Raw genomic sequence first — 25,908 nt, 5'->3', positions numbered from 1 at the left:
GTTACCTCTAGCAACTAACAATGGCCAGTTGGGGATACCTTCTCTAGGTAAGGGCGCGTGCGCAACCATCCGATTCCATCCGTTTCCTGCGCTTCGGCACGGGAGCGGACATCTTGACCGGCGATCCGAAGCTGGAGCGGATTGCCAAGGGCAACGCGCTGGCACTGTGCGCCACCGGAACCTGGACCGCGAGCTTCGCGCCGGTTTTGGAGCGGATCGTGGCCGATGCCGAGAAGCTCGCCGGCAGCCCCCAGAGCATCTTCATCGACGTCTCCGAGGTCGCCAAGCTCGACACGTTCGGCGCCTGGCTGATCGAGCGGCTGCGGCGTAGCCTGACCAGCGGCTCGGTCGAGCCGCAGATCGCGGGCCTCTCGGCCAATTATTCGAGCCTGGTGGACGAGGTGCGGCGGGTGCGGGCGACGCCCGTGATCGACCGCAGCCCCATCACCATCACCGGCATGCTGGAGCAGATCGGCCGGGCCGTGGCCGGCGTTGCCGGCACGGTCGCGGGCCTCGTCGACATGCTCGGCGCGGTGCTCGCAGCGGGCTTTCGCGTCCTGATCCATCCGCGCTCGTTCCGCCTGACCTCGACCGTGCACCACATGGAGCAGGTCTGCTGGCGCGCGGTGCCGATCATCGTGCTGATCACCTTCCTGATCGGCTGCATCATCGCCCAGCAGGGCATCTTCCATTTCCGCAGGTTCGGCGCCGACATCTTCGTCGTCGACATGCTCGGCGTCCTGGTGCTGCGCGAGATCGGCGTGCTCCTGGTCGCCATCATGGTCGCGGGCCGTTCGGGCAGCGCCTATACCGCCGAACTCGGCTCGATGAAGATGCGCGAGGAGATCGACGCGCTGCGCACCATGGGGTTCGATCCGATCGAGGTGCTGGTGCTGCCGCGTATGATGGCGCTGGTGCTGGCGCTGCCGATCCTCGCCTTCCTCGGTGCGATGGCCGCGCTCTATGGCGGCGGTCTGGTCGCCTGGCTCTATGGCGGCGTCCAGCCGGAGGCCTTCCTGCTGCGGCTGCGCGACGCCATTTCGATCGATCATTTCATCGTCGGTATCGTCAAGGCGCCGGTGATGGCCGCCGTCATCGGCATCGTCGCCTGCGTCGAGGGGCTCGCCGTTCAAGGCAGCGCGGAATCGCTCGGACAGCACACCACGGCCTCGGTCGTGAAGGGCATCTTCTTCGTCATCGTGATGGACGGCGTGTTCGCCATCTTCTTCGCCGCGATCGGGATGTGACGATGGCAAAAGAAGCTCAAAGCGAAATTCAGGATCCCATCATCCGCGTCCGCGACATCACCGTGCAGTTCGGCGCAACGCGCGTGCTCGACGGCCTCAACCTCGACGTCAAGCGCGGCGAGATCCTCGGCTTCGTCGGGCCCTCGGGCGCGGGCAAGTCGGTGCTGACGCGCACCATCATCGGCCTCGTTCCGAAGGTCGCGGGCTCCATCGAGGTGTTCGGCGTCGATCTCGATTCTTCCAGCACGGCGCAGCGCCGCAACGTCGAGCGGCGCTGGGGCGTGTTGTTCCAGCAGGGCGCGCTGTTCTCCTCGCTCACGGTGCGGCAGAACATCCAGTTTCCGATGCGCGAATATTTGCGCGTCTCGCAGCGGCTGATGGACGAGATCACCATGGCCAAGCTGACCATGGTCGGCCTCAAACCCGAGGTCGCCGAGCGTTTTCCCTCGGAGCTTTCGGGCGGCATGATCAAGCGCGTGGCGCTCGCGCGCGCGCTGTCGCTCGATCCGGACCTGGTGTTCCTGGACGAGCCGACCTCGGGCCTCGACCCGATCGGCGCCGGCGATTTCGACGAGCTGGTCAGGACGCTGCAGCGCACTTTGGGGCTGACCGTTTTCATGGTAACCCACGATCTCGACAGCCTTTACACAGCATGTGACCGCATCGCCGTTTTAGGGAACGGTAAGATCATTGCGGCAGGGTCGATCGCCGACATGCAGGCCTCGCAGCATCCCTGGCTGAGGCAATATTTCCATGGCAAGCGCGCCCGCGCGGTAATGGGTTGAGTAGCCGGAGCACCTGATGGAAACGCGGGCAAATTACGTGTTGATCGGTTCGTTCACGCTGGCGGTGATCGCCGCCGCGATCGGCTTCGTGCTGTGGTTTCAGTCGCTGCACACCACCAAGCAGCGCAGCCCCCTGCGCGTCGTGTTCGAGGGCCCGGCGGCGGGCCTGCGCAACGGCGGCAGCGTCAACTTCAACGGTATCAGGGTGGGCGAGGTGGTCTCGGTGAAGCTGGACAACCCGCGGCGGGTTGTCGCACTCGCCATGATCGAGAACAACGCCCCGATCCGCAAGGACACGCTGGTCGGCCTCGAGTTCCAGGGCCTCACCGGCGTTGCCGCAATCTCGCTCAAGGGCGGCGACGAGGCGGCGGCCCCGCCGCCGCTCGATCAGGACGGCATTCCGACGCTGACGGCCGATCCCAACAAGCTCCAGGACGTCACCGAGGCGATCCGCGGCACGCTGCAGAACATCAACAAGATCGTCGCCGACAATCAGGAATCGGTGAAGAACTCGCTGAAGAACCTCGAGACCTTCACCAATTCGCTCGCGCGCAACGCCGAGAAGATCGACGGGGTGATGGCCAAGGTCGACGGCGTCATGCTCAAGGCCGACAATCTCATGCTCGGCCTCAATACGCTCGCCGGTGGCAAGGACGGCGGCGAGCTGTTCCAGGCGGTGAAGTCGATCCGCGAGCTCGCCGACGATTTCGACAAGCGCTCCGGCGCGCTGATGGCCGACGGCCGCCGCACCCTCGGCGACATCAGCCGCGCCGTGAACAATTTCGACCGCAACCCGACCCGCGTGCTGTTCGGCGCCAGCAATTCATCGCAAGCAGCCCCGCCGCCCGAGCCGCCGAAGCCGGCAGCAGCGCCTAGGCGGTAGTAGTAGGTCTCGATGCGACCGTTTCCGATTGCCAGCCGTATAGGGCAGAATGATGCACGGCGGCGATCCATTTGAGTCTCAGCACGATCCTTACGCTGTTGTGGACCCCGTCCTAGGGCCGTGGGCAAGGAAGCACGGCATACGCGTGGCTAAGCTGGACCGCGAATATCATGTGCGCTCGGTCTGGGTATTCGACCGACGTGGCGATCCGCGGGCTCAGATGTGGCTTGATCTACCGAATGCTCAGGGCGACGTGACTGTGATCGCGTGTGCGCTTGATTCCTCCAGCCCGACCAAATGGGGACAGCGTGAAGAGCGTCGTGCGACGCTGTTGACACTTGAATCTGTCCTTGAAGAGTTGCGGTCAATGATATTCGCTTGGGGTGGGCCGGGCGCATTCACCTAGTCGGATGCGGACGTCTCTCTTCCGTCATTGCGAGCGTAGCGAAGCAATCCAGTCTGCCCCCGCGGAGATTGCTTCGTCGCTTCGCTCCTCGCAATGACGGTGCTTGTGGAGGTCGCATAATTTCCCAGCGCGCAGTAACTTGATTGCGCGACGGCGCTCAAACAAAAACGGAGGCCGTGAGGCCTCCGTTTTTCCATTCGTCTCGTTCTCTCGCTTATCCCAGCCGTCCCGCCGCATGCGCGAGCAGCGTGTAGACCAGCCCCGTCTCCGAGGTGAGGTGGCTGCGCAGCTCCTGCGGACCGCGGCCGTCGCGGGCGACTTCGTCGAGCAGGCGCTCGAATTCGGCGACATAGCGGTCCACCGTGCTCTTGAAGTTGCGGTCGGCGCGATACTTGCGGGCGACCTCGTCGAAGGCCTTCTGGCCGGCGGGCGTGTAGAGGCGCTTGGTGAAGGCCTTGTTCTCGCCGCGCTGGTAGCGGTCCCACATCTCGGCGGCAAGGTTGCGGTCCATCAGCCGGCCGATGTCGAGCGACAGCGATTCCAGCGGATTGCTGCTGGCCTGCGCGGCCTCGGGCTGCGGAGCGGGGGCAACGCGGCCACGGGGAGCCTCACGGCCGGTCGGAGCGCCCTGGTTGGCGTCCGTGCGGTTCAACAGGTCCGACAGCCAGCCGTCGCGGCTCTGGTCGTTGCCGGCAGGGGCAACCGGCGGCGCTTCGGTGCGGCGGGCGGCCGGCATGCCGAGGTCCGGCGGGGGCAGCGTCGAGGCGCTGCCGGTGTCGCGCACGCGGGTCTCGGTGGCGCGACCGCCGACGGCTGCCAGCACCGGCTCGTCCTGGCGCTGCACGCTGGTGCGGCCCGCCGTGGAGACGTCGAGGCCGCGGCCGTGCTGGGCCACGATGCGGTTGAGCTCGGCGAGGGCCTCGATCTGGTCGACGATCACCTTGCGCATCTGCGCGGTGCTCTCGGCGGCCTCCTGCGGCATCTCAAGCACGCCGCGGCGCAGCTCGTTGCGGGTGGCCTCGAGCTCGTTGTGCATCTCGAGCGCCATCTGCTTCATGCTGGAGACGAGGTTGGTGAAGCGCTCGGTCGACTGCTTGAACATCGTATCCGCCTCGTCGGTGGTCTGGCGGTAGATGTCGTGCATGGCCTCGATGGTCTGGCGGTGCTCCTCCTCGGAGGCCGCGCGCACCGCCTCGAACTGGCGGGTGATCGCGGCCGATCCGGCGCCGGCGGTCTCGGCGACGACGCGGGCGATGTCGCGGGCACGCTCTTCGGCGGCGGCCAGGGATTCATCGAGCAGGCCGGTGAAGCGCGACAGCCGCTGGTCGAGATCGGCCGTACGCAGGTCGATCGTGGTGACGAGCGATTCCAGCGCCTGCTTGCGCTCGGCGAGCGAGGCGGTGGTGTTCTTGTTGCTCTGCTCGACGACCTGCGCGGCATCGACGAGCGCCTTGCCGTGCATATCGAACTGGGTCGACAGCTCACCGAGATCCTGCAGCGCCTTCGTGGTCTTGCTGTTGAAGACGTTGAGCTGGTCTTCGAGGCCCTGCGTCGCAGCGCCGTTACGCGAGGTGACGTCGTTCATCGCCGAGACGAAGTCGGCAACGCGCGTCACCAGCGCCCGCTCGAGCGAGTTGAGGTTGTCGTGCGCACCGGTCAGCACCTCCTGCAGCAGGATGTTGCCTTCGCGCAGACGCTCGAACAGGGCGACCGTGTCGGTGCGCAGGATCTTGCTGGTCTCCTGCATCTCGGTGACGGCCGCGATCGAGACCTGGCGCGACTGGTCGATCGCCGAGCGCGAGGCCTGCTCGAGATCCTTGAGCGACTTGCCGACCGCGCCGGTGGCGATCTCGCTCGCCGTATTGATGGCGCGGGCGACTTCCGAGCCGTTGCCCATCATGGTCTGCGAGAAGGCCTGGCCGCGCGTCTCGATCGACTTCAGCGCGTCGGAGGTGACGCGGTCGATGTCGAGCGTGAGCTGGCTGGTCTTGGAGCCGATCGCATCGACCAGCGCGCCGCGCTTGGTGTCGATCATGTTCGCCAGACGGTCGGCCTGCTGCTGCACGTAGGTGACGATCTCGTCGGTCTTGCCGGTCATGGCCTGACCGAAGCTGCTGCTGGCGGCGAGCACCGAGCGCTCGACGTCGGCCGAGCTCGTCTTGACCCGCGAGCTCGCCTCATTGGAGGCGGAGATCAGCGCGTTCTGGGCGTTGAGCGCGCTGGTCTGGATGTCGTTGGTCGCGTTCGTGGTCGCCGCGCTCAGCGTACGCTCGATCTCGGTCGAGATGGTGCGGATCTGGCTCGCGGCATCCGCCGAGGTCGAGGTCAGCGAGGTCTGCGCCTCGCGGGCGCTGTTGAGGATGGTCGAGGCAGTGTCGGCGCCGACCGCGGTCAGCGTGCGCTCGATGTCCGTGGTCAGCGACTTGATCTGGCTGGCCGCGTCGGTCGAGGCGGAGATCAGCGACCCCTGAGCCTCGCGCACGCCGCTGGTGAGCGCCTCGATGGTGGCGCCGCCGGCAGTCGCCAGTGCGCGCTGCATCTCGGCTGCGAGCGAACGGACCTGGCTGGTCTGCTCGGCCGAAACCGTGAGCAGGGTGCTCTGGGCGTCGCGGGCGCTGGTGGTGATCGTCTCGGCGGTCGACTGGCCGACCTGCGAGAGCGAACGATGAACCTCGGTCGCGAGCGACTTGACCTGGTTCGCCGCCTCGGATGACGCCGTCACCAGCATGTTCTGGGCCTCGCGAGCGCCGGCGGTGATGGTTTCCGCCGTCGAGGTGCCGGCCATCGAGAGCGAGCGTTGCACGTCGGCCGCGAGCGATTTGACCTGCGCCGCAGCATCGGTGGATCCGGTAACGAGCGTGTTCTGGGCCTCGCGCGCGCCGCTGGTGAGGATCTCGGCGGTCGAGGTGCCGGCCATCGTGAGCGAACGCTGCACGTCCGACGACAGCGCCTTGATCTGGTTAGCGGTCTCGGCCGAGGCCGCGATGAGAGCGCCCTGCGCGTCGCGGGCGCCGGCGACGATCGACTCGGCCGTGGTGGTGCCGACCAGCGTCAGCGAGCGCTGCACGTCGGTGGTGAGCGTCTTGACGTGGTTGGCTGCATCCGAAGAGGCGGTGACGAGCGTGGTCTGCACCTCACGGGCGCCGGCCAGGATCGAGGCGGCGGTCGCCGATCCCGCCGCGGACAGCGTGCGTTCGACGTCGGAGGCGAGCCCCTTGAGCTGGTTGGACGCATCGCCCGATGCGGCGACGAGGGTCGACTGCGCCTCACGGGCGCTGGTCAGGATCGAGTTCGCGGCACCGGTGCCGACCGCGGTCAGCGCCTGCTCGACCTCCGCGGAGGTCATCTTGAGCTGGGCGTTGACGTCGGAGGAGACCGTCATCAGCGACTGCTGGGCGGTGCGCGCGCCGGTCTGGATGGTCTCGCTGGTATTGACGACGAGGTTGGTGAGCGAACGCTCGGCGTCCTCGACATGCGAGCGGATCGCGGTCGAGATCATCTCGGCGCGGGACATCATGTCCTCGCTGGCCTGGCGGCCGCTGCTCTCGATGCGTCCGGCGACGGCTTCGACGCGCGAGCCGAGCAGGTCCTCGAACTGCGCCACGCGCACGTCGATGTCGCTCGCGACCGAGCCCACCTTGGTCTCGATGGTGTGGTGGATCTCCTGGAAACGCGCAGTGACCGTGTCGGTCAGATACGTGCTGCGGCCGTCGATGATCTCGGTGACGCCGGTGATGCGGCGGTCGACGGCCTCGATCGCCTGCGCCGTGCCGTCGGTGAGCGTCGAGGTCAGCAGCGTGAGGCGCGTGTCGATCGACTGCACGGCCTGCGAGGCGCTGCTGGTCACGGCGGTGGTCAGGTGGGTGAGGCGGCTGTCGATGGATTCGAGCGCCTGCGTTGCGCCACCGGTCAACGTCATCGTGAGGTGCGTCAGCCGTGTATCGACCGACTGGATGGTCTGGGATGCGCCGTCCGTCAGCGAGCTCGTCAGGTGGTTGAGGCGCGCGTCGATAGTCTCGATGGCCTGCGAGGCGCCGTCGGTCAGCGACGTCGTGAGGTGGGTGAGGCGGTTGTCGATCGACTGGATCGCCTGCGCGGCGCCGTCCGTCAGCGTCGTCGCCAGCGTGTTGATACGGCCGTCGATGGTCTCGTTCATGGACCTGGCGCGGGTATCGAACGACTGTTCGAGCGCTTCGACACGGCCGATGAGCTGCTCGTCGAAGCTCCTGATATGTCCTTCGATCGTGCCGTCGAGGCTGGCGATCTTATTGTCCAGCGAGGCGTCGAGGTTGCTGACGCGTTCGCCGATGGTGGTCTCGAAGTGCACGAGGCGCTGGTCGAGCACGCCCGTGATGGCGCCGCCGTTCGCGGTGAAGCGGGTGTCGAAATTGTCGACATAGGTCTTCAGGCTCTCGGCGATGTCCTGCGTGCGCTGGCCCATGCGCTCGACGATCTCGCCGCCGAAGGTCTTCACGGTGCGGTCGAACTCGGAGATGTGACGCGTGATCAGCGCGCCCAGCGTGCCGGAGTCACGGGCGAACTTCTCGACCAGCTCGGTGCCCTGGTTGCGCACCAGCTCGTCGAAGGCGCTCATCTGCAGCGACAGCGAATCGTGCGCGGTCTCGGTCTGGCTGACGACCTTGGCGACGAGCGTGTTGACGGTGGCGTCGAGCGCCTCGCTCGCCTTGTCGCCGCTCGTCAGGATCTGGCCGGCGAGCCGGTTGCCGGCGTCGTCGATCTTGGCGGAGATGTCGCTGGACCGCAGCTCGAGCTCGAGCAGCAGCGAGTCCGACGAATTCTTCAGGGAATCGTGCACCTGCTCGGTGCGCTCGGAGATGCCGTCGACGATCGCGGCGGAGCGCTGCTCGAACTCGCCGGTGATGCGGTCGATGCGCTCGTTCAGCATCTCGTGGACGCGGTCGGCGAGGTCGACGAACTCGTCGTGGACGTGGCCGGTCTTGAAGTTGAGGCTGGTGGTCAGCCGCTCGCTGGCGTCGAGCACGGCGCGCGTGGTCTCGTTGCTGGCCTCCTCGAGGCGGTCGAGCAGGTCGCCGCCGCGCTCGCCGAGCGCCAGGATCATGTTGTCGCCGGCATTGCTCAAGGCACTGGTGATGTGCGCGCCACGCTCTTCCAGCGCGCCGGTGATGGACTTGGCGACCTCGTCGACGCGCGAGGCGATCGCGTCCGAGATCAGCGCGATGTCGTGGCGCAGGTCGATCTGCACGCCGGAGATGGCGCTGCGGACCTGCTCGGCCTGGCCGACCAGATTGTCGCGCTGATGCGCGATGTCCTGGAGCAGGGCGCGGATGCGCACCTCGTTGTCGGAATAGGCGCGCTCGAGCGCGGCGACCTCGTTGGCGACCAGCGTCTCGAGCTCGCCGGCGCGCGCGATGGCGCGCTCGATGCCGTCGCCCATCGCCGCGACCTCGCGGCGGATGGCCTGGCCGACGGTGACCATGGAATCGGAGGCCGAGCCTTCCGGCTCGGAGAAGCGGATCGCGACCTGCGCCATCGCCTGCGCGATCATGCGCATTTCCTGACCGCGCCAGACGAGGCTCGCCAGGAAGTAGAACAGCATGATCGGCGCGAAGAACATCGCGATCAGGCCGGCAATGACGAGCACGCCGCCGCTCTGGCCCATGGCGGCCTGGATCGAGGGCAGGAAACCGAAGGTCAGCGCGGCGCAGGCGGCGAGCCAGACGCCGGCGAAGATGGTGGCGAAGGTGTAGACGCTGCGGGCAGGGCGGCCCTTCTGAAGCGCCTGGAGCAGCTGACCGATGGTCTCGCGGTCGTCATTGGCGGCGCGGCGCGAGGTGCGCGGCTCCTCGATCGGGTCGAACACGTTCGCGCGCTCGTTGGCGGCGGGTCGCGGCTCGAAGCTCGGCTCGTCGAAGATCGGAGGCGCGGGCGGCGCCACCGGAGGCGGCGTTTCGTTGCGCATCGCGGCGTTGCGGCTGGTATCCGCAGTGGTGTCGCTGATGTTGAGGGCTTCCTGGATCGCAGAAAGCGCAACTTCTGTGGGGTCTTTGACCTTCTTCGGAGTGTTCGCCATGTTCAGTCCGAGCCCTCGTTACTTGTACGCGTCCCACCGCGAGCCCTGCGCGTTGCGCAAGCCCACAGACCGGATCATGCCGCTTGCGCGGATCTCCGAGCCGTCCCCACCCGAACGGCTTGTCCGCCAATTTCTGCAACATCCTATTGGCAGAGCGTCGCGAATGAAATGCCCGCGATTAAGACATTCTTAATCATCGTTAACAGGATCACGGCGTAACGCCTTAGCAATAAATGCAATTCTCCACTGGACTCGGCTGATTGCGGCAACTTTTCGTCAATAAGCGGGCATATCTGCGTCAAGCAACCCCAACATTTCGTTAACCATTTCCATGCTTGGGTGGGAGGAACCTGACCGCCGGACCGGCGGACCATCGCGCGATGCCGGGGCCTTGGGTCATGACGCCTGAACTGCAACGGATGGACTGGATGCCCTCGCCCCCGCTTGCACCCGTCGACAGCCCGCTCGACCTCGATCACCTCTCCCGGATGACGCTCGGCGATGCCGAGCTGGAACAGGAAGTGCTGGCGATGTTCGCCGAGCAGGCGGTCCGCCTGATTGCGGCGATCGCGGCGGTGCCGGCCGAGGCCGGCGCACTCGCCCACAAGCTCAAGGGGTCGGCCCGCGGGATCGGCGCCTTTGTAGTGGCCGATGCCGCCGCGCACCTGGAAGCCGCGATCCGGACCGGCGACGACCGGCCCCACGCCCTCGCAGCCCTGAAAGAGGCGGTGACCGAAACCCGCGCCGCCATCGAGGCGATCCTGAAGTCTTGAGCGCGGACTGTCAGAACTGGGTTCTACGCGTTTGTTTTGATGGGTTTTCTTCCCGCAAAGCGGGATCTACATCGCTTCAAAACGCTATGGCGCCGGGCTGACCGACCCGTTATAGGACAGCCCGGACCCTCCTTCATTCCCAGCACCGCGGCAGCACGAGCACACATGGCCAAAATTCACTTTGTCGACCACAAGGGCGAAACCCGCACGGTGGAAATCGAGAACGGCGCAACCGTGATGGAAGCGGCCATCCGCAACAGCATTCCCGGCATCGAGGCCGAATGCGGCGGCGCCTGTGCCTGCGCGACCTGCCATGTCTATGTCGACGAAGCCTGGCGCGAGAAGGTCGGCAGCCCGACGCCGATGGAAGAGGACATGCTCGACTTCGGCTTCGACGTGCGCCCGAACTCGCGCCTGTCCTGCCAGATCAAGATCTCCGACGAGCTCGACGGTCTCGTCGTCGCAACGCCCGAACGCCAGGCCTGATCCTGACAAGGCTGGTTCTTGCCGGCCTGATCCTTCCTGATTGAACTTACGTGCTCGGCGGTGCGACCTCGATGCCGCGCTTGTGCCAGGGTCTAAGCTTCGCAAGCACGTCCGCAGTGAGCGGCGTCGGCCGCCGCGACACCTCGTCGATCATCACGCCGACCGAATTCGCCGACGCGATGCACTTGCCTTGCGAGAACACGACCTGCTCGAAGGTCACTGACGTTCGCCCTAGTTTCACCACGCCGAGGCCGAGCTCGATCGTGTTCGGCCAGTGCAGCTCGGCGCGGAAATGGATGTCGAGCCGCACCATGATCCAGGCCAGACCCGGCGGCGTCAGCCCGTACTCCGGAAGCTTCATCAGCGTCACACGGCCGGTCTCGAAATAGGTGGCGTAGACGGCGTTGTTGACGTGCTGGTTGGGATCGAGATCGCCGAAGCGGACGTTGTCGCGGAGGCGGTAGGGGTAGTCCTCCAGGCGCGGCGGCGTGTCGAGGCGGCTTGGTGCGTTCACCGATTGATCTCCGTCATATCCTTCCTCGTTACAGCCCAGTTATCTTGACCCGGCAAGTGGGAACGGCCGCGGGGCGCTCCCGCTTTTATGCCTTCCCTGATCCATCCCCGTTGGCTAGACAGGCAGGGTCACCTCTGCCCAAAGGGCGCCGTCCAACCGATAACGACCGATAAAGAGACGACATGAGCGACGTGATCAAAACCGATGTGCTGATTATTGGCGCCGGCCCCTGCGGTCTGTTCGCCGCCTTCGAGCTCGGCCTTCTCGACATGAAGGCGCATTTCGTCGACATCCTCGACAAGGTCGGCGGCCAGTGCGCGGAACTCTATCCGGAAAAACCGATTTACGACATTCCCGGCATTCCGCAGGTCTCCGGTCAGGGGCTGACCGACGCGCTGATGGAGCAGATCAAGCCGTTTCATCCGACCTTTCATCTCGGCGAGATGGTCGAGACGGTGGAGAGGATCGGCGATCCCGGCTTTCGCTGCACCACCGATGCCGGCAAGGTGTTCGAGTGCAAGGTGGTGGTGATCGCAGCCGGCGGCGGCTCGTTCCAGCCCAAGCGTCCGCCGGTGCCGGGGATCGAAGCCTATGAAGGCAGCTCTGTGCACTACGCCGTGCGCAAGATGGAGACGTTCCGTGACAAGAACGTGCTGATCGTCGGCGGCGGCGATTCAGCGCTCGACTGGACGCTCAATCTGCATCCGCTGGCGAAGCGCATCACGCTGCTGCACCGTCGCGACGATTTTCGCGCTGCGCCCCACAGCGTCGAGCAGATGCGAGCGCTGGTGGCGGACGGCAAGATGGATTTGCGGCTCGGCCAGGTCACCGCGCTGTCAGGCGCGAACGGCCAGCTGACCGGCGCCACCGTCAAGGGCAACGACAACGCCATGACGGACATTTCCTGCGACACCATGCTGCCGTTCTTCGGACTGACCATGAAGCTCGGCCCCGTGGCGAACTGGGGCATTGCGCTCGAGAACAACCTGGTGCCGGTCGAGACCTCGGCGTTCGAGACCAACGTCCCCGGTATTTTCGCGATCGGCGACATCAACACCTATCCCGGCAAGATCAAGCTGATCCTGTGCGGCTTCCACGAGGGGGCGCTGATGTCGCAAAAAGCCCATCGTTACGTCTATCCGGATAAGCGGCTGGTGTTCCAGTACACGACCTCGTCCTCCAGCCTGCAAAAGAAGCTCGGTGTCAGCTGACGGCGCCAGGCGGGGAGGCGATGCCCCATGTTTCTGGTGCTGGAGCTGTTCGCGAAATCGCCGTAGTCTGCGGCCATTCCGGTCGCGGCTTGGCAAGGTGATTGGCTCAGCAAGGTGATGATAATGCGGACTCTCATTTCCAGCTTTCGGCAGCTCCCCCTCGTCGCCCTCGCGCTGTCGCTGGTCGCGGCAACGCCGTCCGTGGCGCAAACCGCAGAGCCCACGGCCGCGGGTCTCTGGCAGAAGGTCGAAGACGGCAAGACGGTCGGATGGTTCCTCTTCGTCGACCGCAACGGCGTCTTCGAAGGCGTGATTGCCAAGACCTTCCCGCGCCCCGGCGATGATCCGAACGAGGTCTGCTCCAAATGCACCGACGACCGCAAGAACGCGCCGGTGCTCGGCATCCCCTTCGTCCGCAACATGAAGCGCGAAGGCCTGAAGTACGAAGGCGGCAACGTGCTCAATCCGCGTGACGGTCAGATCTGGAAGGCCAACATGAAGGTCAGTCCTGACGGCCAGACCCTGACGCTGCGGGGCTATCTCGGCATCTCGCTCCTCGGCAAGGACGAGGCCTGGACGCGCCTGCCGGATGCCAACATCGCCCAGGTCGACCCCGCCATCGTCGCCAAATATCTCCCCGCCCACGCCGCCGCCGCGAAGCCGGCGCCACCTGCGGCGAAGAAGGGCGGCGCGATGATGGCGCCGGCGCCCAAGCAGTAAGGGCGCATGTCGCGCACCTGATCGGCTGTAGTTCCGGCGGTCATATCCGCCGAAAGACGAACGCGCCGCGGGCCCGCTCCAGTAGTTGCCCGGAATGCGTGCTGGCGTCGTATTTGCATAGCTACCCGCAAAGCCGCTGGGGGAACGAGTCGCTGTCCTTCAAGCCTTTCGCCGAGCCGCGGAAGGCGGCGGCGCGCGTTGTCCCTCGCGGCGATCACATCGATCCGCGGAGACGACATGCGACTTGCAAGATTGTGTACGGCACCATTGCTGGCCCTGACAGCGCTCGTGGCGACATCGGCGCTGGCGCGCGACGACGGGCGTTACGCCAACTCGCCGCTGAAACCCTGGTTCGAAAGCCTGCACAGCCAATTCGGGCAGTGCTGCTCGGACGCCGACGGCTACGTCATTGCCGATGTCGACTGGGAGTCCGACCGCGGTCGCTACCGCGTGCGTCTCGACGACGAGTGGGTCGTGGTGCCCGACGGCGCCGTCATCACCGAGCCGAACAAGATCGGCCGTACCATGGTGTGGAAGCACTATGTCGACGGTCATCCGCGCGTGCGCTGCTTCATGCCGGGCAGCATGACGTGAACGCGCACCATTCCGGTCGGCGCGGAGCGCCGAACCGGGAATGACACGATGGCGCTCAACGCGCTTCGCTGTCCGAGCCCGCGCTCGCGAGCCGCTTGACCCGCGGCGACAGCACAGAGACCTGCGCGGGCGAGGCAGGCATGCCGGCGACGATCATCGCGGGCATGGCCGATTGCTCCTCGACGCCTGCGCCGCCGAGCAGCTGCACTTGCGTCGCCGAGATCGGAAACGACGTCACTTCGTAAGAGGGAAGCTCGGTGGCGAAGGCGGCCGTGGAGCTCGCAAGCATGGCGCCGGCAACGGCAATCATCGATAGGACACGCATTGGAAAATCTCCGTGGAAGATGTCAATCGGAGGTTTGGTCGCGTCGATCCCGGAGCAGGTTCGCTCGTGTACGAACATTCTCATCGCCTTCGGCGAACATATTGGTTGCCTGATGCGAAAGGGCGAAACGAGGACGAAGTTTTTCGTCCCAATGTTTCCGGACGGTTTCGCGGAAGAGCGGATGCGCTGCGCTTGGCGCTCCTGCAGATCCGCCTGCTTGTCGCCTCAGGTCACCGGCGCCGGATTGAACAGCGTGAGGTCGTTGTGGATGCCCCAGCGGTCCGACCACGGCTTGGTGCGGCCAGAGGCGACGTCGAGGATCAGGCGGAACAGGTCCCAGCCGGTTTCCTCGATGGTCTTTGCGCCGGTGGCGATGCCGCCCGCGTCGAAGTCGATCAGATCCTTCCAGCGGCGGGCGAGCTCGCTGCGGGTCGCAACCTTGATCACGGGCGCAGCCGCAAGACCATAGGGCGTGCCGCGGCCGGTGGTGAACACCTGCAGCGTCATGCCGGAGGCGAGCTGGAGCGTGCCGCAGATGAAGTCGGACGCGGGCGTTGCCGCGAACAGCATGCCCTTCTGCGTCGCTTTCTCGCCGGGCGAGAGCACGCCGGTGATGGCTGACGAGCCCGACTTGACGATCGAGCCCAGTGATTTCTCAACGATGTTGGCGAGGCCCCCCTTCTTGTTGCCGGGCGTGGTGTTGGCGCTGCGGTCGGCGCCGCCGCGGGCCAGATAAGAATCGTACCAGGCCATCTCGCGCACCAGCGCGCGGCCGACGTCCTCGTTGATGGCGCGGCGCGTGAGCAGCTGGATGGCGTCGCGCACCTCGGTGACCTCGGAGAACATCACGGTGGCCCCAGTGCGCACCAGTAGGTCCGCGGCGAAGCCCACAGCGGGGTTGGCGGTAACGCCGGAGAAGGCATCGCTGCCGCCGCATTGCAGCCCGATGACGAGTTCGGACGCGGGGCAGGTCTCGCGCTTGCGGGTGTTGAGCACCTTCAGTCGCGCTTCGGCCTGGGTCAGGATGGCATCGACGATCGCGCCAAAACCGTCGAAGGCTTCGTCCTGCATGCGCACGATGGCGTCACTGATGCCTTCCGGCACCAGCCGCTCGGGCGCGAGCTTCTCGCAGCCGAGGCCGACGACGAGGATCTCGCCGCCGAAATTCGGGTTCAACGCGATGTTCTGCAGCGTGCGGATCGGCACCACCGCGTCGGAGGCAGTGATGGCGACGCCGCAGCCATAGGCGTGCGTCAGCGGCACGACGTCGTCGACGTTGGGGTACTTAGGCAGCAGCTCGGCGCGGATGCGCTTCACCGCATATTCCATCGTGCCCTTGACGCATTGCACGGAGGAGGAGATGCCCAGAATGTTTTTTGTGCCGACCGAGCCGTCCGGATTGCGGTAGCCCTCGAAGGTAAAGCCTTCGAGCGGCGGCAGTGGTGCAGGGACGGCGGTCGAGATTTCAAGCTTGTCGAGGGCAGGGGCCTCCGGCATGCGGATGCGGGCTTCATCGACCCATTCGCCGGCCAGGATCGGCGCGAGCGCGTAGCCGATGATTTCGCCGTAGCGGATGATCGGCTGGTCCTGTGCGATGTCGACCAGGGCCGTCTTGTGCCCTTGGGGGACGAAGGCGCGCAGCGTCAGCCCGCAGGCAAAGCGGGAGCCGGCGGGAAGCCCGAAATCGTTGACCACGATCGCGACATTGTCGCGCTCGTTGAGCTTGATGTAGCGGGGCTGCTCTTTCGCTGCGACGTCCTGGTCCATGCTGGACTCCGGGATTTGTAGGGTGGGTTAGCGCAGCGTAACCCACCAATGTCTTTATCCTTGGAGGCAGAACAGGTGGGTTACGCTGCGCTAACCCACCCTACGATATCGGCCTATCAGCCGGGAAACGTATAGGCCGTCTTCACCGTGGTGTAGAACTCGCGGGCATAGGAGCCCTGCTCGCGGGCGCCGTAGCTCGAGCCCTTCCGGCCGCCGAACGGCACGTGATAGTCGACGCCGGCGGTCGGCAGGTTGACCATGACCATGCCGGACTCGCTGTTGCGCTTGTAGTGCGAGGCGTACTTCAGGCTGGTGGTGCAGATGCCGGAGGCGAGGCCGAACTCGGTGTCGTTGGAAATCGCCAGCGCCTCTTCGTAATTCTTCGCACGAATGACGGCAGCGACCGGGCCAAAAATCTCCTCGCGCGCGATGCGCATGTTGTTGTTGGCTTCGGTGAACAGCGCTGGCTGCAGGTAATGGCCGGGCGTCTCGCGCTTGAGCAGCTCGCCGCCGAAGGCGAGCTTGGCGCCTTCGTCCTGGCCGATCTTGATGTAGCGCAGGTCCTGGTCGAGCTGGCTCTGGTCGACGACAGGGCCGATATGCACGCCGGCCTTGAGCGCGTCGTCCACCGACAGGCTGTTCAGGCGCTCGGCCATCGCCGCGACGAAGCGGTCGTGGATGCCTTCGGTGACGATCAGGCGGGAGGAGGCGGTGCAGCGCTGGCCGGTCGAGAAATAGGCGCCGTTGACGGCGACCTCGACGGCGGTCTTCAGGTCGGCGTCGTCGAGCACGACCAGCGGGTTCTTGCCGCCCATCTCGAGCTGGAACTTCTTCATCGGGTTCGACAGCACGCAGGCCTGCGCGATCTTGCGGCCGGTCTGCACCGAGCCGGTAAAGGAGATCGCCGCGACATCCGGGTGATCGAGCAGGGTCTGGCCGACCACCGAGCCGGAGCCGACCACGAGGTTGAACACGCCGGCGGGGATGCCGGAGCGGGTGATGATCTCGGACAGCGCATGCGCCGAGCCCGGCACCAGCTCGGCCGGCTTGAACACCACGGTGTTGCCGTAGCAGAGCGCGGGCGCGATCTTCCAGGCGGGGATCGCGATCGGGAAATTCCAGGGCGTGATCATGCCGACGACGCCCATCGGCTCACGCGTGAGCTCGACGTCGAGGCCGGGACGGACGGAGGCGCCCTTCTCGCCGATCAGCCGCAGCGCTTCACCGGCGAAGAACGCAAAGATCTGGCCGGCGCGCGCGACCTCGCCGATGCCTTCCGGCAAGGTCTTGCCTTCCTCGCGTGCGAGCAGGCGGCCGAGCTCTTCCTTGCGGGCGAGGATCTCGAGAGAAATCTTGTTCAGGGCGTCATAGCGCACCTGCGGCGTCGACTGCGCCCAGGCGGGGAAGGCGGCCTTGGCGGCGGCGATGGCCTTTTCGGTCTGCGCCTTGTCGGCCTTGGCGTATTCGCCGACGAGGTCGTTGGTGTTGGAGGGGTTGATGTTCCTGGTGACGCCGGAGCCGTCGACCCATTCGCCGCCGATGAAGTTCTTCAGGATCGCAGTCATGTTGTCCTCCGAGATAGTTTCTAACGCACGAGGCAGGGACGCTTGTCGTCGAAGGTCCAGCCGGGGATCAGGTCCTGCATGGCAATAGCGTCATCGCGGGCGCCAAGTCCATGCTGCTTGTAGAGCTCATGCGCAGCGTCGATGGCGGCCCTGTCGATTTCGATGCCCAGGCCCGGCCTGTCGGGGACGGCGATCTTGCCGCCCTTGATCTGGAGCGGCTCCCTGGTGAGCGCCTGGCCGTCCTGCCAGATCCAGTGGGTGTCGATCGCGGTGACCTTGCCCGGTGCAGCGGCGCCGACATGGGTGAACATGGCGAGCGAGATATCGAAATGGTTGTTGGAGTGCGAGCCCCAGGTCAGGCCGTTGTCGCGGCAGGTCTGGGCGACGCGCACCGAACCCTGCATCGTCCAGAAATGGGGATCGGCCAGCGGAATGTCTACGGCGCCGAGGCGCAGCGCATGGGAAAGCTGGCGCCAGTCGGTCGCGATCATGTTGGTCGCGGTCGGCAGTCCCGTGGCGCGGCGGAACTCAGCCATGATCTCGCGGCCGGAGAAGCCGGCCTCGGCGCCGCAGGGGTCCTCGGCATAGGCGAGGATGCCGTGCATGTCCTTGCAAAGCCCGACAGCCTCGTCGAGCGACCAGGCGCCGTTGGGGTCGAGCGTCACGCGCGCGTTCGGGAAGCGTTTTGCGATGGCGGTCACGGCCGCGATTTCCTGCTCGCCGCGCAGCACGCCGCCCTTGAGCTTGAAATCGGCGAAGCCGTAATGGTCGTGGGTGGCTTCTGCGAGCCGCACCACCGTCTCGGGTGTCATCGCCTCCTGGTGGCGAAGGTTGAACCATTCTGCCTTGCCGGTCTCGCCGCTGACGTAGTCGAGCTTTGACCTGCTGATATCGCCAACGAAGAAGAGATAGCCGAGCGTCTCGACGCTCTTGCGCTGCTGGCCTTCGCCGAGCAGGGCCGCGACCGGCAGGTCGAGATGCTGGCCGAGCAAATCGAGCAGCGCGGATTCGATCGCTGTCACCGCATGGATCATGACGCGGAGGTCGAAGGTTTGCTTGCCGCGGCCGCCGGCGTCGCGGTCGGCGAAGGCGGTGCGGATATCGGCGAGGATGTTGTTCATCGCGCCGACGGTCTTGCCGATCACGAGATCGCGGGCGTCCTGCAGCGTTTGCCAGATCTTCTGACCGCCCGGCACCTCGCCGACGCCGGTGTGACCGGCATTGTCGGTGAGGATGACGATGTTGCGGGTGAAGAACGGCGCATGCGCGCCGCTCAGATTGAGGAGCATGCCGTCGCGGCCGGCGACCGGGATCACCTGCATCGCCGTGACGACCGGTGCGCCGGCGACTGGCGCGCCGGCAAGATCAGTCTGGGCCATCGCAGCTTCTCCCGGTTGTCGTCCGTTATTCTGCCGCCTGTTGTGTCGATCGGATGGCAGGCAGATTCTTCACCAGCGCGGTCAGTTCCGCGATCTCCTGCTCGGTGAGATCGGTCAGCGGGGGGCGGACCGGGCCGGAGTCGCGGCCGATCACCTTCATGCCGGCCTTGATGATCGAGACCGCATAGCCCTTCTTGCGGTTGCGGATCGCGATCAGCGGCAGGATGAAGTTCTTCAGGCCGGCATGGATCGTCTCATGGTCGCGCTTGCGCACCGCGGCGTAGAAATGGGTGGCGAACTCCGGAACGAAGTTGAACACGGCGGAGGAATAGGTGGTCACGCCCATGTCGAGATAGGGCAGCGCGAAGGTCTCCGCGGTCGGCAGGCCGCCGATATAGGTCAGGCGGTCACCGAGCTTGGTGTAGACGCGGGTCATCAGCTCGATGTCGCCGATGCCGTCCTTGTAGCCGACGAGGTTCGGGCAGCGCTCGGCGAGGCGCGCGAGCGTGTCGGGCTGGAGGATGGCGTTGTCGCGGTTGTAGACGATGACACCGATCTTCACGGCGGCGCAGACCGCCTCGACATGGGCGGCAAGGCCGTTCTGCTCGGCATGGGTGAGATAGGGCGGCAGCAGCAACAGGCCGTCGGCGCCGGCCTTCTCGGCGCCAACAGCGATCTCGCGGGCGATCGCGGTGCCGTAGCCGGTGCCGGCGAGGACGGGCACGCGGCCCTTGGTCTCCTCGACGGCGATCTTGACGATTTGCGGAACCTCGGTCGGCGTCAGCGAGAAGAATTCGCCGGTGCCGCCGGCGGCGAACAACCCCGCGACGTCATAGCCGCACAGCCAGTCCATGTTGGCGCGATAGGTCGGCTCGTCGAAGGAATAGTCAGCCTTGAACGGCGTGACGGGGAAGGACAGGAGGCCCGATCCGATCTTCTGGGCCATCTCCTGCGGGGTCATCTTGCTCATGGGCGCGGCTCCCTTCTTGCGTGTTGTGGAGGACACGAGCTGAAAGCCTGCGCGTCCATGCGCCGTGGTTTAGGAGACGGTTCGATGCGCGTCCAAGCCAAAGCCTATATCGACCGATGCGGATTGAGCATCAATCCTCCGCGATCTCCGCAGAGGACAGCTCACCGGCGATTTTGACGAGAGCAGACAGCAGCGGGTTCTCGTCGTCGCGGCGCCAGACCATGAACAGCTCGACGGGAACGCGCGTGCGCAACCTCAAGGGCCGCAGCCGGACGTCGGAGATCTTCAGGCTCGCCGCGGCGGCCGGCACGATGGCAAGGCCGAGGCCGGCGCGGACCATGGCGAGGATCGAGTGGATCTGGCTGAGATGCTGGACGTAGCGCGGCAGCACGTCGGCGCGGGTGAACAGGGCCACCAGGAGGTCGTGGAAGTAGCGGCTCTCATAGGGCGAATACATCACGAAGGGCTGGTCGTCGAAATCCTTGATGGTGATGTTGTCGGCGCTCGCCAGCGGATGCTTCTTGGGAATTGCCGCGAGCAGCGGCTCGGCAACGACGCGGCGGCTGGCAAGCTCGGGCCGCGCGATCGGCGGCCTGAGCAGGCCGGCGTCGATCTGGCCGGAGGTCAGCGCCTCGAACTGGTCGCCCGACACCATCTCCTTCAGCGAGAAATCGACCTCCGGCAGTTTCGCGCGGCAGGCGGCGACGAGCTCGGGCAGGAAGCCGTAGGCTGCGGCCGCGGTGAAGCCGATTTTCAGCGAGCCGGTCTTGCCGAGCGCGATGCGGCGGGCGACCTGCGAGGCGCTTTCCGCAAGCTTGAGGATGCGCCGCGCCTCCGGCAGGAAGCTGCGCCCCGCGGGCGTCAGGCGCACCGAGCGGCTGGTGCGCTCCAGCAGCGGCGCATCGATGATGTGCTCGAGCACCTGGATCTGCCGGGACAGCGGCGGCTGGGTCATGTTCAGCCGCGCGGCGGCGCGGCCGAAATGCAGTTCCTCCGCCACCGTGACGAAACAGCGGAGCTGGTTGAGGTCGAACATCGATACATGCCTTAGATGGATAAGGCGTTTCCCCGGCACTTCTAGCATCGATCACCCCCAAAACAAAGACGGCGGCTTTGTGAGCCGCCGTTGAGTTGCCTGGTCAAGCTCCCATGGGAGCCCTCAGGAGGAACGTTTGAGCGTCACCCGCTCGATCTTGCCGACGATCACCAGGTAGGCGAACGCCGCCACCAGCGCGTTGAGGCCGACGAACACCAGCGCGCCGTTGAACGAGCCGGTCGCGGCCAGGATGTAGCCGATCACGATCGGCGTGGTGATCGAGGAAAGGTTGCCGAAGGTGTTGAACAGACCCCCGGAGACGCCGCCAGCTTCCTTCGGCGAGGTGTCGGAGACAACCGCCCAGCCGAGCGCGCCGATGCCCTTGCCGAAGAAGGCGAGCGCCATGAAGCCGACCACCAGGGCCTGTCCATCGACATAGTTGCAGGCGATGATCGACATCGACAGCAGCATGCCGCCGACGATCGGGATCTTGCGCGCCATGGTCAGCGAGCCCGTGCTGCGCAGGATCGCGTCGGAGATGACGCCGCCGAGCACGCCGCCGATGAAGCCGCACAGCGCCGGGAGCGTTGCAACGAAACCGGCCTGCAGGATCGACAGGCCACGCTCCTTGACGAGGTAGACCGGAAACCAGGTCAGGAAGAAATAGGTCAGCGTGTTGATGCAGTACTGGCCGAGATAGACGCCGAGCATCATGCGGTTGGAGAGCAGCTGGCGGATGTGGTCCCAGCCGGAGCCGGATTGAGCCGCGTGCGCCTGCCTCAGAACGTCCTTGGGCGCGTCGAGATCGACCAGCGCGCCGCCCGCCTTGATGTACTCGAACTCGGCGTCGTTGATCGACGGATGCTCCTTCGGGCCATAGATGGTCTTGAGCCAGACGAGGCCCATGACGATGCCGAGCGCGCCCATCACGAAGAACACGAAGCGCCAGCCATGGGCATGCGCGATCCAGCCCATCAGCGGCGCGAAGATCACGGTGGCGAAATACTGTCCCGAATTGAAGAACGCCGAAGCGGTGCCGCGCTCATTGCCCGGAAACCAGGCCGCCACGATGCGGGCGTTGGCGGGAAAGGAGGGTGCTTCGGCGACGCCGACGAGCAGGCGAAGCGCGAACAGCACAGCGACGGCAGCGCCGGCGCTGAGGAAGCCGACCCAGCCCTGCATCAGCGTGAACAGCGACCAGACCATGATGCTGAAGGCGTAGACGAGACGCGAGCCGTAGCGGTCGAGCAGCCAGCCGCCCGGCACCTGCGCGAGCACATAGGACCAGCCGAAGGCCGAGAAAATCCAGCCCATGGCGACGGGATCGAGATGCAGCTCCTTGGAGAGCGCGGGGCCTGCGATCGACAGCGTGGCGCGATCGGCATAATTCACGGTGGTGACCAGAAACAACATGGTCACGATGAGCAGCCTGACGCGAGACCTCCTCACATCCGCTGCGGACACCACTGCGCTCATCACGCGCCTCCCTTGAGTCTCGCCCCGTTTCCCCGAGACGAGTCCTAGAGGCGCGCGCGGCGAAGTGTCCAAGTTCAAGGCAGTATCGATCGATGCCGTTTTTGGATTGATGGAACGGTGGGTGTGGGGAACGATACGTTGAGGTCGCGAACGCGGTAGTGCGCTGGCGGGACGCACTCAATTGTCATTCCCCGCGAAGGCGGGGAATCCAGTCCGCCGAGGCGTCTCGATTCGATCACCGCGGTCACGGCGTACTGGACCGCGGAGACGGTCTGGATTGCTTCGCTGCACTCGGAGTGACGGTGTGGCGGTAGCGCGTAGCCCGCATGAGCGAAGCGATATGCGGGGAGAACGGTCACGGATGTCGCTGCGCTCATCCGGGCTACGACGTCCGCGCTACTGCCGCGCGCTCGGCAATAGCTGCGGCAGAAATCCGCGCGTCACGTTGGGTGGCACGGCATCGAGGCCGAGCACTGCGCTCGCGGCGGGCAGTGCGGCATCCGCCATGGCGGCATGACCTTCGGCGCTCGGATGCACGGCGCCGCCATAGACGGCGGACAGCACGCCCCAGGTCGCGTCGTGAATGTCGGTCGGCTGGCTCGCGGCCGGCAGGCCTTGCGGATAAGTCATCGCAGCAAAATAGCTGTCATTGGCATCGCGGATCCAGCGCGCGCGCGGCAGATAGGCGCGGTATTCCGAGGCCCCGCGGCCGCACAGCATCGGCTGGCTCGCCGCCGTCACGATGTCCGGATTGAAGCTCTGGCCGTTCTCGGCAAAGCAGGTGCGGTCGAATTCGGGATCGTTGCCCGAATGGGCGCAGAAGCCGTGATCGGCGAACGCGCTCTGGTGCGCATCGACGAAGGTCATGCGGTCGGCTTCCGGATCGCGGCACAGCGCCCCGCGCGTGCAGGTGGCGAGCCCCTTCAGCTGCGGCAGGAATTCGGTGTCGACGAAGGTCGAGACGCGGGCGAGGCGTTGCGGATCGGCATTGAAGGAAGGATGGATGTCGAAGCCGGCACGTCCGCCGCGGCACGGCACGCCGCCGTCGGCGAGCGCCGGATTGGCGTAGGACACATAGACCACGTGCGAGAGGTCGCCGCCGACCAGCGGCTTGAGCGCCTCGCGCAGCTTGACGAAGTTCTGCGGCAGCTCGCGCGTCAGCGCATCGCGGGAATCGTCGACGCTGGCCATCACGCCGGAGCGGCGGAATAGCGCGCGCTCGGTCGCGGTGTCGACGATGACGTCGGCAACGAGACCGGAGAAGTAGACGTCATTGGCGCCGACCGACAGCAGCACGAGATCGAGCGTGCGGTCGGGCTGGCGCTTCTTCGCCGCAGTGAGGGCTTCGCGCAGCTCGGCGACCTGCGCGTTCACGCTGGTGTTGCAGACGCCGGTCTTGCCGGGCGGGCATTCGCGGGCACGCTGCGAGCCGAGCAACCCGTCGCCGATGCTGGCGCCGGTGCAGGCAAGCGGCAGGAAGGTCACCGCGATATGAGTATAGCGCACAGCGAGCGCCAGCGCGGTGCGGGCCTGATAGCTGTAGAGCGAGCGGTGGCAGGGCGCGTTGAACCAGAGCGCGCTGTAGCGCTGCCAGTTGGCGAGCGTATCCGGCGCCTCGCAGGCGCGGCCGCCCTTGAAGCCGTGACGGCTCGGCCGGTAATACTGCGCGCCGGCCGTGCCGAGATAGGAGCGGAAGCAGAAGCCTTCGTCCGAGAGCGCCAGCGGCCGGTCCGGATTGCCTTCGCCGGACGCGATGCTGTCCCCGAGACCGGCGACGAAGATGTCTCGGACCTGGATCTCGGTCTGGACCCGCTGGGTCGGATCGGAGCCGGAGGAGACGTCGACGGTCGCGACCGTCTGCTTGCCGTAGCGGACGCGCAGATTGATCGGCTCGGCGCAGTCGAAGGTCGAAGTCTGCGGGCCGTCGCCGTCGTCGAACGACCAGGCGCAGGTGGCGCCGACCGGCACTGCGCCGTCAAGGCGCACGGTGACGGGGTGGTCGATCGGGGTGATGTAGTTTTCCTTGACGTTGTCGCGGGTGCAGGGCTGGTTGACCCGTCCCTGCAGGTCGATGCAGAGCCGGTTGACCATGTTGCGGGCCCAGCCGCGCCCCTCGCTCTGGAGCTCCAGCGACTGCTCGGCGGCCAGGATGTTGCGGTTGCGCGCATTCTCGACATGGAGCAGGAAGTCGCGCTCTTCACGGAACAGGCGGAAGCGGTTACGTACCTCCCAGCTGATCCGCATGGCGCCGGCGTCCTGCGCGGCAGCGCGCTCGGGCGCCAGGACGGTCAGAATCCCGGCAAGCAGCAGGGCGCCTGCGGAAAATGTACGAAGGGGGAGAGGGATCATGGCCCGCGTGTTCAACGGCAAAGTTGAGGCGGAAATAAGAGAGGATTAGTCCCCCGCCTGCAACCTTTGTCTCACGGGTTTGGGGATCCGCCCTACCGCTTCCCGGCCTGCCGCAGCGACCGTTCGCGCTCCATCGCGGCCACTTGCGTGGGCAGATTGCCCTGGGCGCAGGCTTCCGCCAGCCGCCGCCGCTCCTGCCACGGCGCGACCACATTCATCCAGAGCTCGCGCGCGCCCATGATGGAGATGGCAAGGCCGAACGGGATCACGAAATAGAGAATGCGGAACACCAGCAGCGTCGCCAGAAGCTCCTCGCGGCCGAATTGGGGCAAGGCCACCAGCATGGCGACATCGAACACGCCGATCGAGCCGGGCGCGTGGCTGGCAAAGCCGATCAGCGTCGCCAGGATGAACACGACGGCGAGCGACATGAAATCGATCGGCGGATTGGCCGGCATCAAAAGGTACATCGCGGTGGCGCAGAAGCCGAGGTCGACCACGCCGATCAGGATCTGCACCAGCGTCAGTGGCGCCGAGGGCAGCACCACCTTCCAGCCTTTCTGGCCGAGCTCGCGGCGCTTCTCGCCCATGCAGAGCCAGACCAGATAGGCGCCAATCGAGGCGAGGCCGCCGAGCGCGATCAGCCGGTTGAGCGACGACGGGAGCTGATCCATCGCGGACGCCGCATCCGGGTGAATGGCCATGCCGATCGAGAGCACGAAGATGTTACCGAGCCAGAAGGTCAGGCCCGACAGGAAGCAGATTTTTGCGACGTCGATCGCGTTCAGCCCGTAATCCGAATAGATCCGGAAACGGATTGCGCCGCCGGTAAAAACGGTGGCGCCGATGTTGTGGCCGATCGAATAAGATGTGAAGCTGGACAGCGCTGCGATGCGATAGGGCACGTGCTTCTTGCCGATCGTTCGCAGTGCAAAATAGTCGTAGAAGGTCAGCGTACAGAACGCGAAGACGACGCAGATCGCTGCCAGCCCGATATTCCCGCGCGGAATCTCGGTTAACGCGGTCAGGATGACGCCAGTATCGATGCCGTTGAGGGTGCGCACAAGCGTGGCGATCGCGAAAGCGATGATGAAGAGGCTCGCGGCAATGCCGAGCCGTCGCCAGCCGATCCATTTATTGAAGCCGCGTTTCAGCGCGGGCAGCAGTCCGTGCATTCATCCTCCCGGCGGGGGGCAAGACCGATCCAGCCAGGCATTGGCCGATCGGGTCCGATCACGCCAGAGGTTGGCGTCGATCGCTAGACATGATGTCGCTCATTTAAGGCAAAAACGGCGACTTGTGCAGCCCTTGACAACGATAGCTTCTGCGCTGGACCGGCTACTTTCGTCATACGTCGTTCACATCGGGCA

19 protein-coding genes are annotated in these 25,908 nt (G+C 65.8%); 8 read left to right on the top strand and 11 right to left on the bottom strand.

Annotated features, from left to right (window positions below; all coding sequences use genetic code 11):
* Positions 1-113: 113 nt before the first annotated feature.
* Genes HAP40_RS26105 through HAP40_RS26095 form a run of 3 tightly spaced genes read left to right on the top strand, consistent with a single transcriptional unit; the run spans position 114 to position 2,915 of the window.
* Positions 114-1,247 (top strand): MlaE family ABC transporter permease, encoded by a 1,134-nt coding sequence (locus HAP40_RS26105; protein WP_166815045.1) that lies wholly within the window; start codon positions 114-116, stop codon positions 1,245-1,247.
* A gap of 2 nt (positions 1,248-1,249) precedes the next feature.
* Complete coding sequence (locus tag HAP40_RS26100; protein WP_166815046.1) at positions 1,250-2,032, top strand: ABC transporter ATP-binding protein; 783 nt, start codon at positions 1,250-1,252, stop codon at positions 2,030-2,032.
* 16 nt (positions 2,033-2,048) lie between these two features.
* Positions 2,049-2,915 carry an MlaD family protein gene (locus HAP40_RS26095; protein ID WP_166815047.1) on the top strand — a complete coding sequence of 289 codons (867 nt, stop codon included), beginning with the start codon at positions 2,049-2,051 and terminating at the stop codon, positions 2,913-2,915.
* Between the two features lie 620 nt (positions 2,916-3,535).
* Here the strand turns inward: HAP40_RS26095 and HAP40_RS26090 are convergent.
* Entirely contained in the window at positions 3,536-9,373 is a 5,838-nt protein-coding gene (locus tag HAP40_RS26090) for a negative regulator of septation ring formation (protein ID WP_166815048.1), read from the bottom strand.
* 398 nt (positions 9,374-9,771) lie between these two features.
* Here HAP40_RS26090 and HAP40_RS26085 point away from each other — a divergent pair, with 398 nt between their 5' ends.
* Together HAP40_RS26085 and HAP40_RS26080 are read left to right on the top strand one after the other, a co-directional pair.
* Positions 9,772-10,146 (top strand): Hpt domain-containing protein, encoded by a 375-nt coding sequence (locus HAP40_RS26085; RefSeq protein ID WP_208024891.1) that lies wholly within the window; start codon positions 9,772-9,774, stop codon positions 10,144-10,146.
* Positions 10,147-10,311: 165 nt separating this feature from the next.
* On the top strand, positions 10,312-10,632 hold the full coding sequence (locus HAP40_RS26080; RefSeq protein WP_060736572.1) for a 2Fe-2S iron-sulfur cluster-binding protein: 321 nt from the start codon (positions 10,312-10,314) through the stop codon (positions 10,630-10,632).
* A gap of 46 nt (positions 10,633-10,678) precedes the next feature.
* On the opposite strand, the gene HAP40_RS26075 is transcribed toward HAP40_RS26080, so the two are convergent.
* Positions 10,679-11,146 carry an acyl-CoA thioesterase gene (locus HAP40_RS26075; RefSeq protein ID WP_166815049.1) on the bottom strand — a complete coding sequence of 156 codons (468 nt, stop codon included), beginning with the start codon at positions 11,144-11,146 and terminating at the stop codon, positions 10,679-10,681.
* 182 nt (positions 11,147-11,328) lie between these two features.
* Between HAP40_RS26075 and HAP40_RS26070 the strand changes: the two genes are divergently transcribed.
* The 3 genes from HAP40_RS26070 to HAP40_RS26060 all read left to right on the top strand — a co-directional run bounded on the left by HAP40_RS26070 (position 11,329) and on the right by HAP40_RS26060 (position 13,671).
* Positions 11,329-12,357 carry an NAD(P)/FAD-dependent oxidoreductase gene (locus HAP40_RS26070; protein WP_166815050.1) on the top strand — a complete coding sequence of 343 codons (1,029 nt, stop codon included), beginning with the start codon at positions 11,329-11,331 and terminating at the stop codon, positions 12,355-12,357.
* A 123-nt stretch (positions 12,358-12,480) separates the two neighbouring features.
* Positions 12,481-13,077, top strand: coding sequence for a DUF2147 domain-containing protein (locus HAP40_RS26065; RefSeq protein ID WP_166815051.1), 597 nt, complete (start codon positions 12,481-12,483; stop codon positions 13,075-13,077).
* 237 nt (positions 13,078-13,314) lie between these two features.
* Positions 13,315-13,671 carry a hypothetical protein gene (locus tag HAP40_RS26060; RefSeq protein ID WP_166815052.1) on the top strand — a complete coding sequence of 119 codons (357 nt, stop codon included), beginning with the start codon at positions 13,315-13,317 and terminating at the stop codon, positions 13,669-13,671.
* 55 nt (positions 13,672-13,726) lie between these two features.
* Here the strand turns inward: HAP40_RS26060 and HAP40_RS26055 are convergent, their stop codons facing one another.
* The 9 genes from HAP40_RS26055 to HAP40_RS26015 all read right to left on the bottom strand — a co-directional run bounded on the left by HAP40_RS26055 (position 13,727) and on the right by HAP40_RS26015 (position 25,713).
* Positions 13,727-13,996, bottom strand: a complete 270-nt coding sequence (locus HAP40_RS26055) for a hypothetical protein (RefSeq protein WP_246741317.1) — start codon at positions 13,994-13,996, stop codon at positions 13,727-13,729.
* Between the two features lie 225 nt (positions 13,997-14,221).
* Entirely contained in the window at positions 14,222-15,763 is a 1,542-nt protein-coding gene (gene garD, locus HAP40_RS26050; protein ID WP_166815054.1) for a galactarate dehydratase, read from the bottom strand.
* Positions 15,764-15,879: 116 nt separating this feature from the next.
* Positions 15,880-17,328, bottom strand: a complete 1,449-nt coding sequence (locus HAP40_RS26045) for an aldehyde dehydrogenase family protein (protein WP_166815055.1) — start codon at positions 17,326-17,328, stop codon at positions 15,880-15,882.
* Positions 17,329-17,348: 20 nt separating this feature from the next.
* A complete protein-coding gene (gudD, locus tag HAP40_RS26040; protein WP_166815056.1) occupies positions 17,349-18,707 on the bottom strand; it encodes a glucarate dehydratase in 1,359 nt (452 codons plus the stop codon).
* 25 nt (positions 18,708-18,732) lie between these two features.
* Positions 18,733-19,677, bottom strand: coding sequence for a 5-dehydro-4-deoxyglucarate dehydratase (gene kdgD, locus HAP40_RS26035; protein ID WP_166815057.1), 945 nt, complete (start codon positions 19,675-19,677; stop codon positions 18,733-18,735).
* A 130-nt stretch (positions 19,678-19,807) separates the two neighbouring features.
* Positions 19,808-20,713, bottom strand: coding sequence for a LysR substrate-binding domain-containing protein (locus HAP40_RS26030; RefSeq protein ID WP_166815058.1), 906 nt, complete (start codon positions 20,711-20,713; stop codon positions 19,808-19,810).
* 123 nt (positions 20,714-20,836) lie between these two features.
* Complete coding sequence (locus tag HAP40_RS26025; protein WP_166815059.1) at positions 20,837-22,189, bottom strand: MFS transporter; 1,353 nt, start codon at positions 22,187-22,189, stop codon at positions 20,837-20,839.
* A gap of 396 nt (positions 22,190-22,585) precedes the next feature.
* Entirely contained in the window at positions 22,586-24,538 is a 1,953-nt protein-coding gene (locus HAP40_RS26020) for a hypothetical protein (protein WP_166815060.1), read from the bottom strand.
* Between the two features lie 92 nt (positions 24,539-24,630).
* Positions 24,631-25,713, bottom strand: coding sequence for a lysylphosphatidylglycerol synthase transmembrane domain-containing protein (locus HAP40_RS26015; protein ID WP_166815061.1), 1,083 nt, complete (start codon positions 25,711-25,713; stop codon positions 24,631-24,633).
* Positions 25,714-25,908: the final 195 nt, after the last annotated feature.

The sequence above is a fragment of the Bradyrhizobium sp. 1(2017) genome, assembly GCF_011602485.2.
Lineage (GTDB): Bacteria > Pseudomonadota > Alphaproteobacteria > Rhizobiales > Xanthobacteraceae > Bradyrhizobium.
This window is presented reverse-complemented; position numbering and strand designations above follow the sequence as displayed.

Bases quoted from the DNA above. Each gene is read 5' to 3' on its own strand.
- HAP40_RS26100 (WP_166815046.1), top strand. From the start codon at position 1,250: ATGGCAAAAGAAGCTCAAAGCGAAATTCAGGATCCCATCATCCGCGTC.
- HAP40_RS26065 (WP_166815051.1), top strand. From the start codon at position 12,481: ATGCGGACTCTCATTTCCAGCTTTCGGCAGCTCCCCCTCGTCGCCCTC.
- HAP40_RS26090 (WP_166815048.1), bottom strand. From the start codon at position 9,373: ATGGCGAACACTCCGAAGAAGGTCAAAGACCCCACAGAAGTTGCGCTT.
- HAP40_RS26045 (WP_166815055.1), bottom strand. From the start codon at position 17,328: ATGACTGCGATCCTGAAGAACTTCATCGGCGGCGAATGGGTCGACGGC.
- HAP40_RS26060 (WP_166815052.1), top strand. From the start codon at position 13,315: ATGCGACTTGCAAGATTGTGTACGGCACCATTGCTGGCCCTGACAGCG.
- HAP40_RS26055 (WP_246741317.1), bottom strand. From the start codon at position 13,996: ATGCGTGTCCTATCGATGATTGCCGTTGCCGGCGCCATGCTTGCGAGC.
- HAP40_RS26030 (WP_166815058.1), bottom strand. From the start codon at position 20,713: ATGTTCGACCTCAACCAGCTCCGCTGTTTCGTCACGGTGGCGGAGGAA.
- HAP40_RS26095 (WP_166815047.1), top strand. From the start codon at position 2,049: ATGGAAACGCGGGCAAATTACGTGTTGATCGGTTCGTTCACGCTGGCG.
- HAP40_RS26070 (WP_166815050.1), top strand. From the start codon at position 11,329: ATGAGCGACGTGATCAAAACCGATGTGCTGATTATTGGCGCCGGCCCC.
- HAP40_RS26025 (WP_166815059.1), bottom strand. From the start codon at position 22,189: ATGAGCGCAGTGGTGTCCGCAGCGGATGTGAGGAGGTCTCGCGTCAGG.
- kdgD (WP_166815057.1), bottom strand. From the start codon at position 19,677: ATGAGCAAGATGACCCCGCAGGAGATGGCCCAGAAGATCGGATCGGGC.
- garD (WP_166815054.1), bottom strand. From the start codon at position 15,763: ATGGACCAGGACGTCGCAGCGAAAGAGCAGCCCCGCTACATCAAGCTC.
- gudD (WP_166815056.1), bottom strand. From the start codon at position 18,707: ATGGCCCAGACTGATCTTGCCGGCGCGCCAGTCGCCGGCGCACCGGTC.
- HAP40_RS26015 (WP_166815061.1), bottom strand. From the start codon at position 25,713: ATGCACGGACTGCTGCCCGCGCTGAAACGCGGCTTCAATAAATGGATC.
- HAP40_RS26020 (WP_166815060.1), bottom strand. From the start codon at position 24,538: ATGATCCCTCTCCCCCTTCGTACATTTTCCGCAGGCGCCCTGCTGCTT.
- HAP40_RS26080 (WP_060736572.1), top strand. From the start codon at position 10,312: ATGGCCAAAATTCACTTTGTCGACCACAAGGGCGAAACCCGCACGGTG.
- HAP40_RS26085 (WP_208024891.1), top strand. From the start codon at position 9,772: ATGACGCCTGAACTGCAACGGATGGACTGGATGCCCTCGCCCCCGCTT.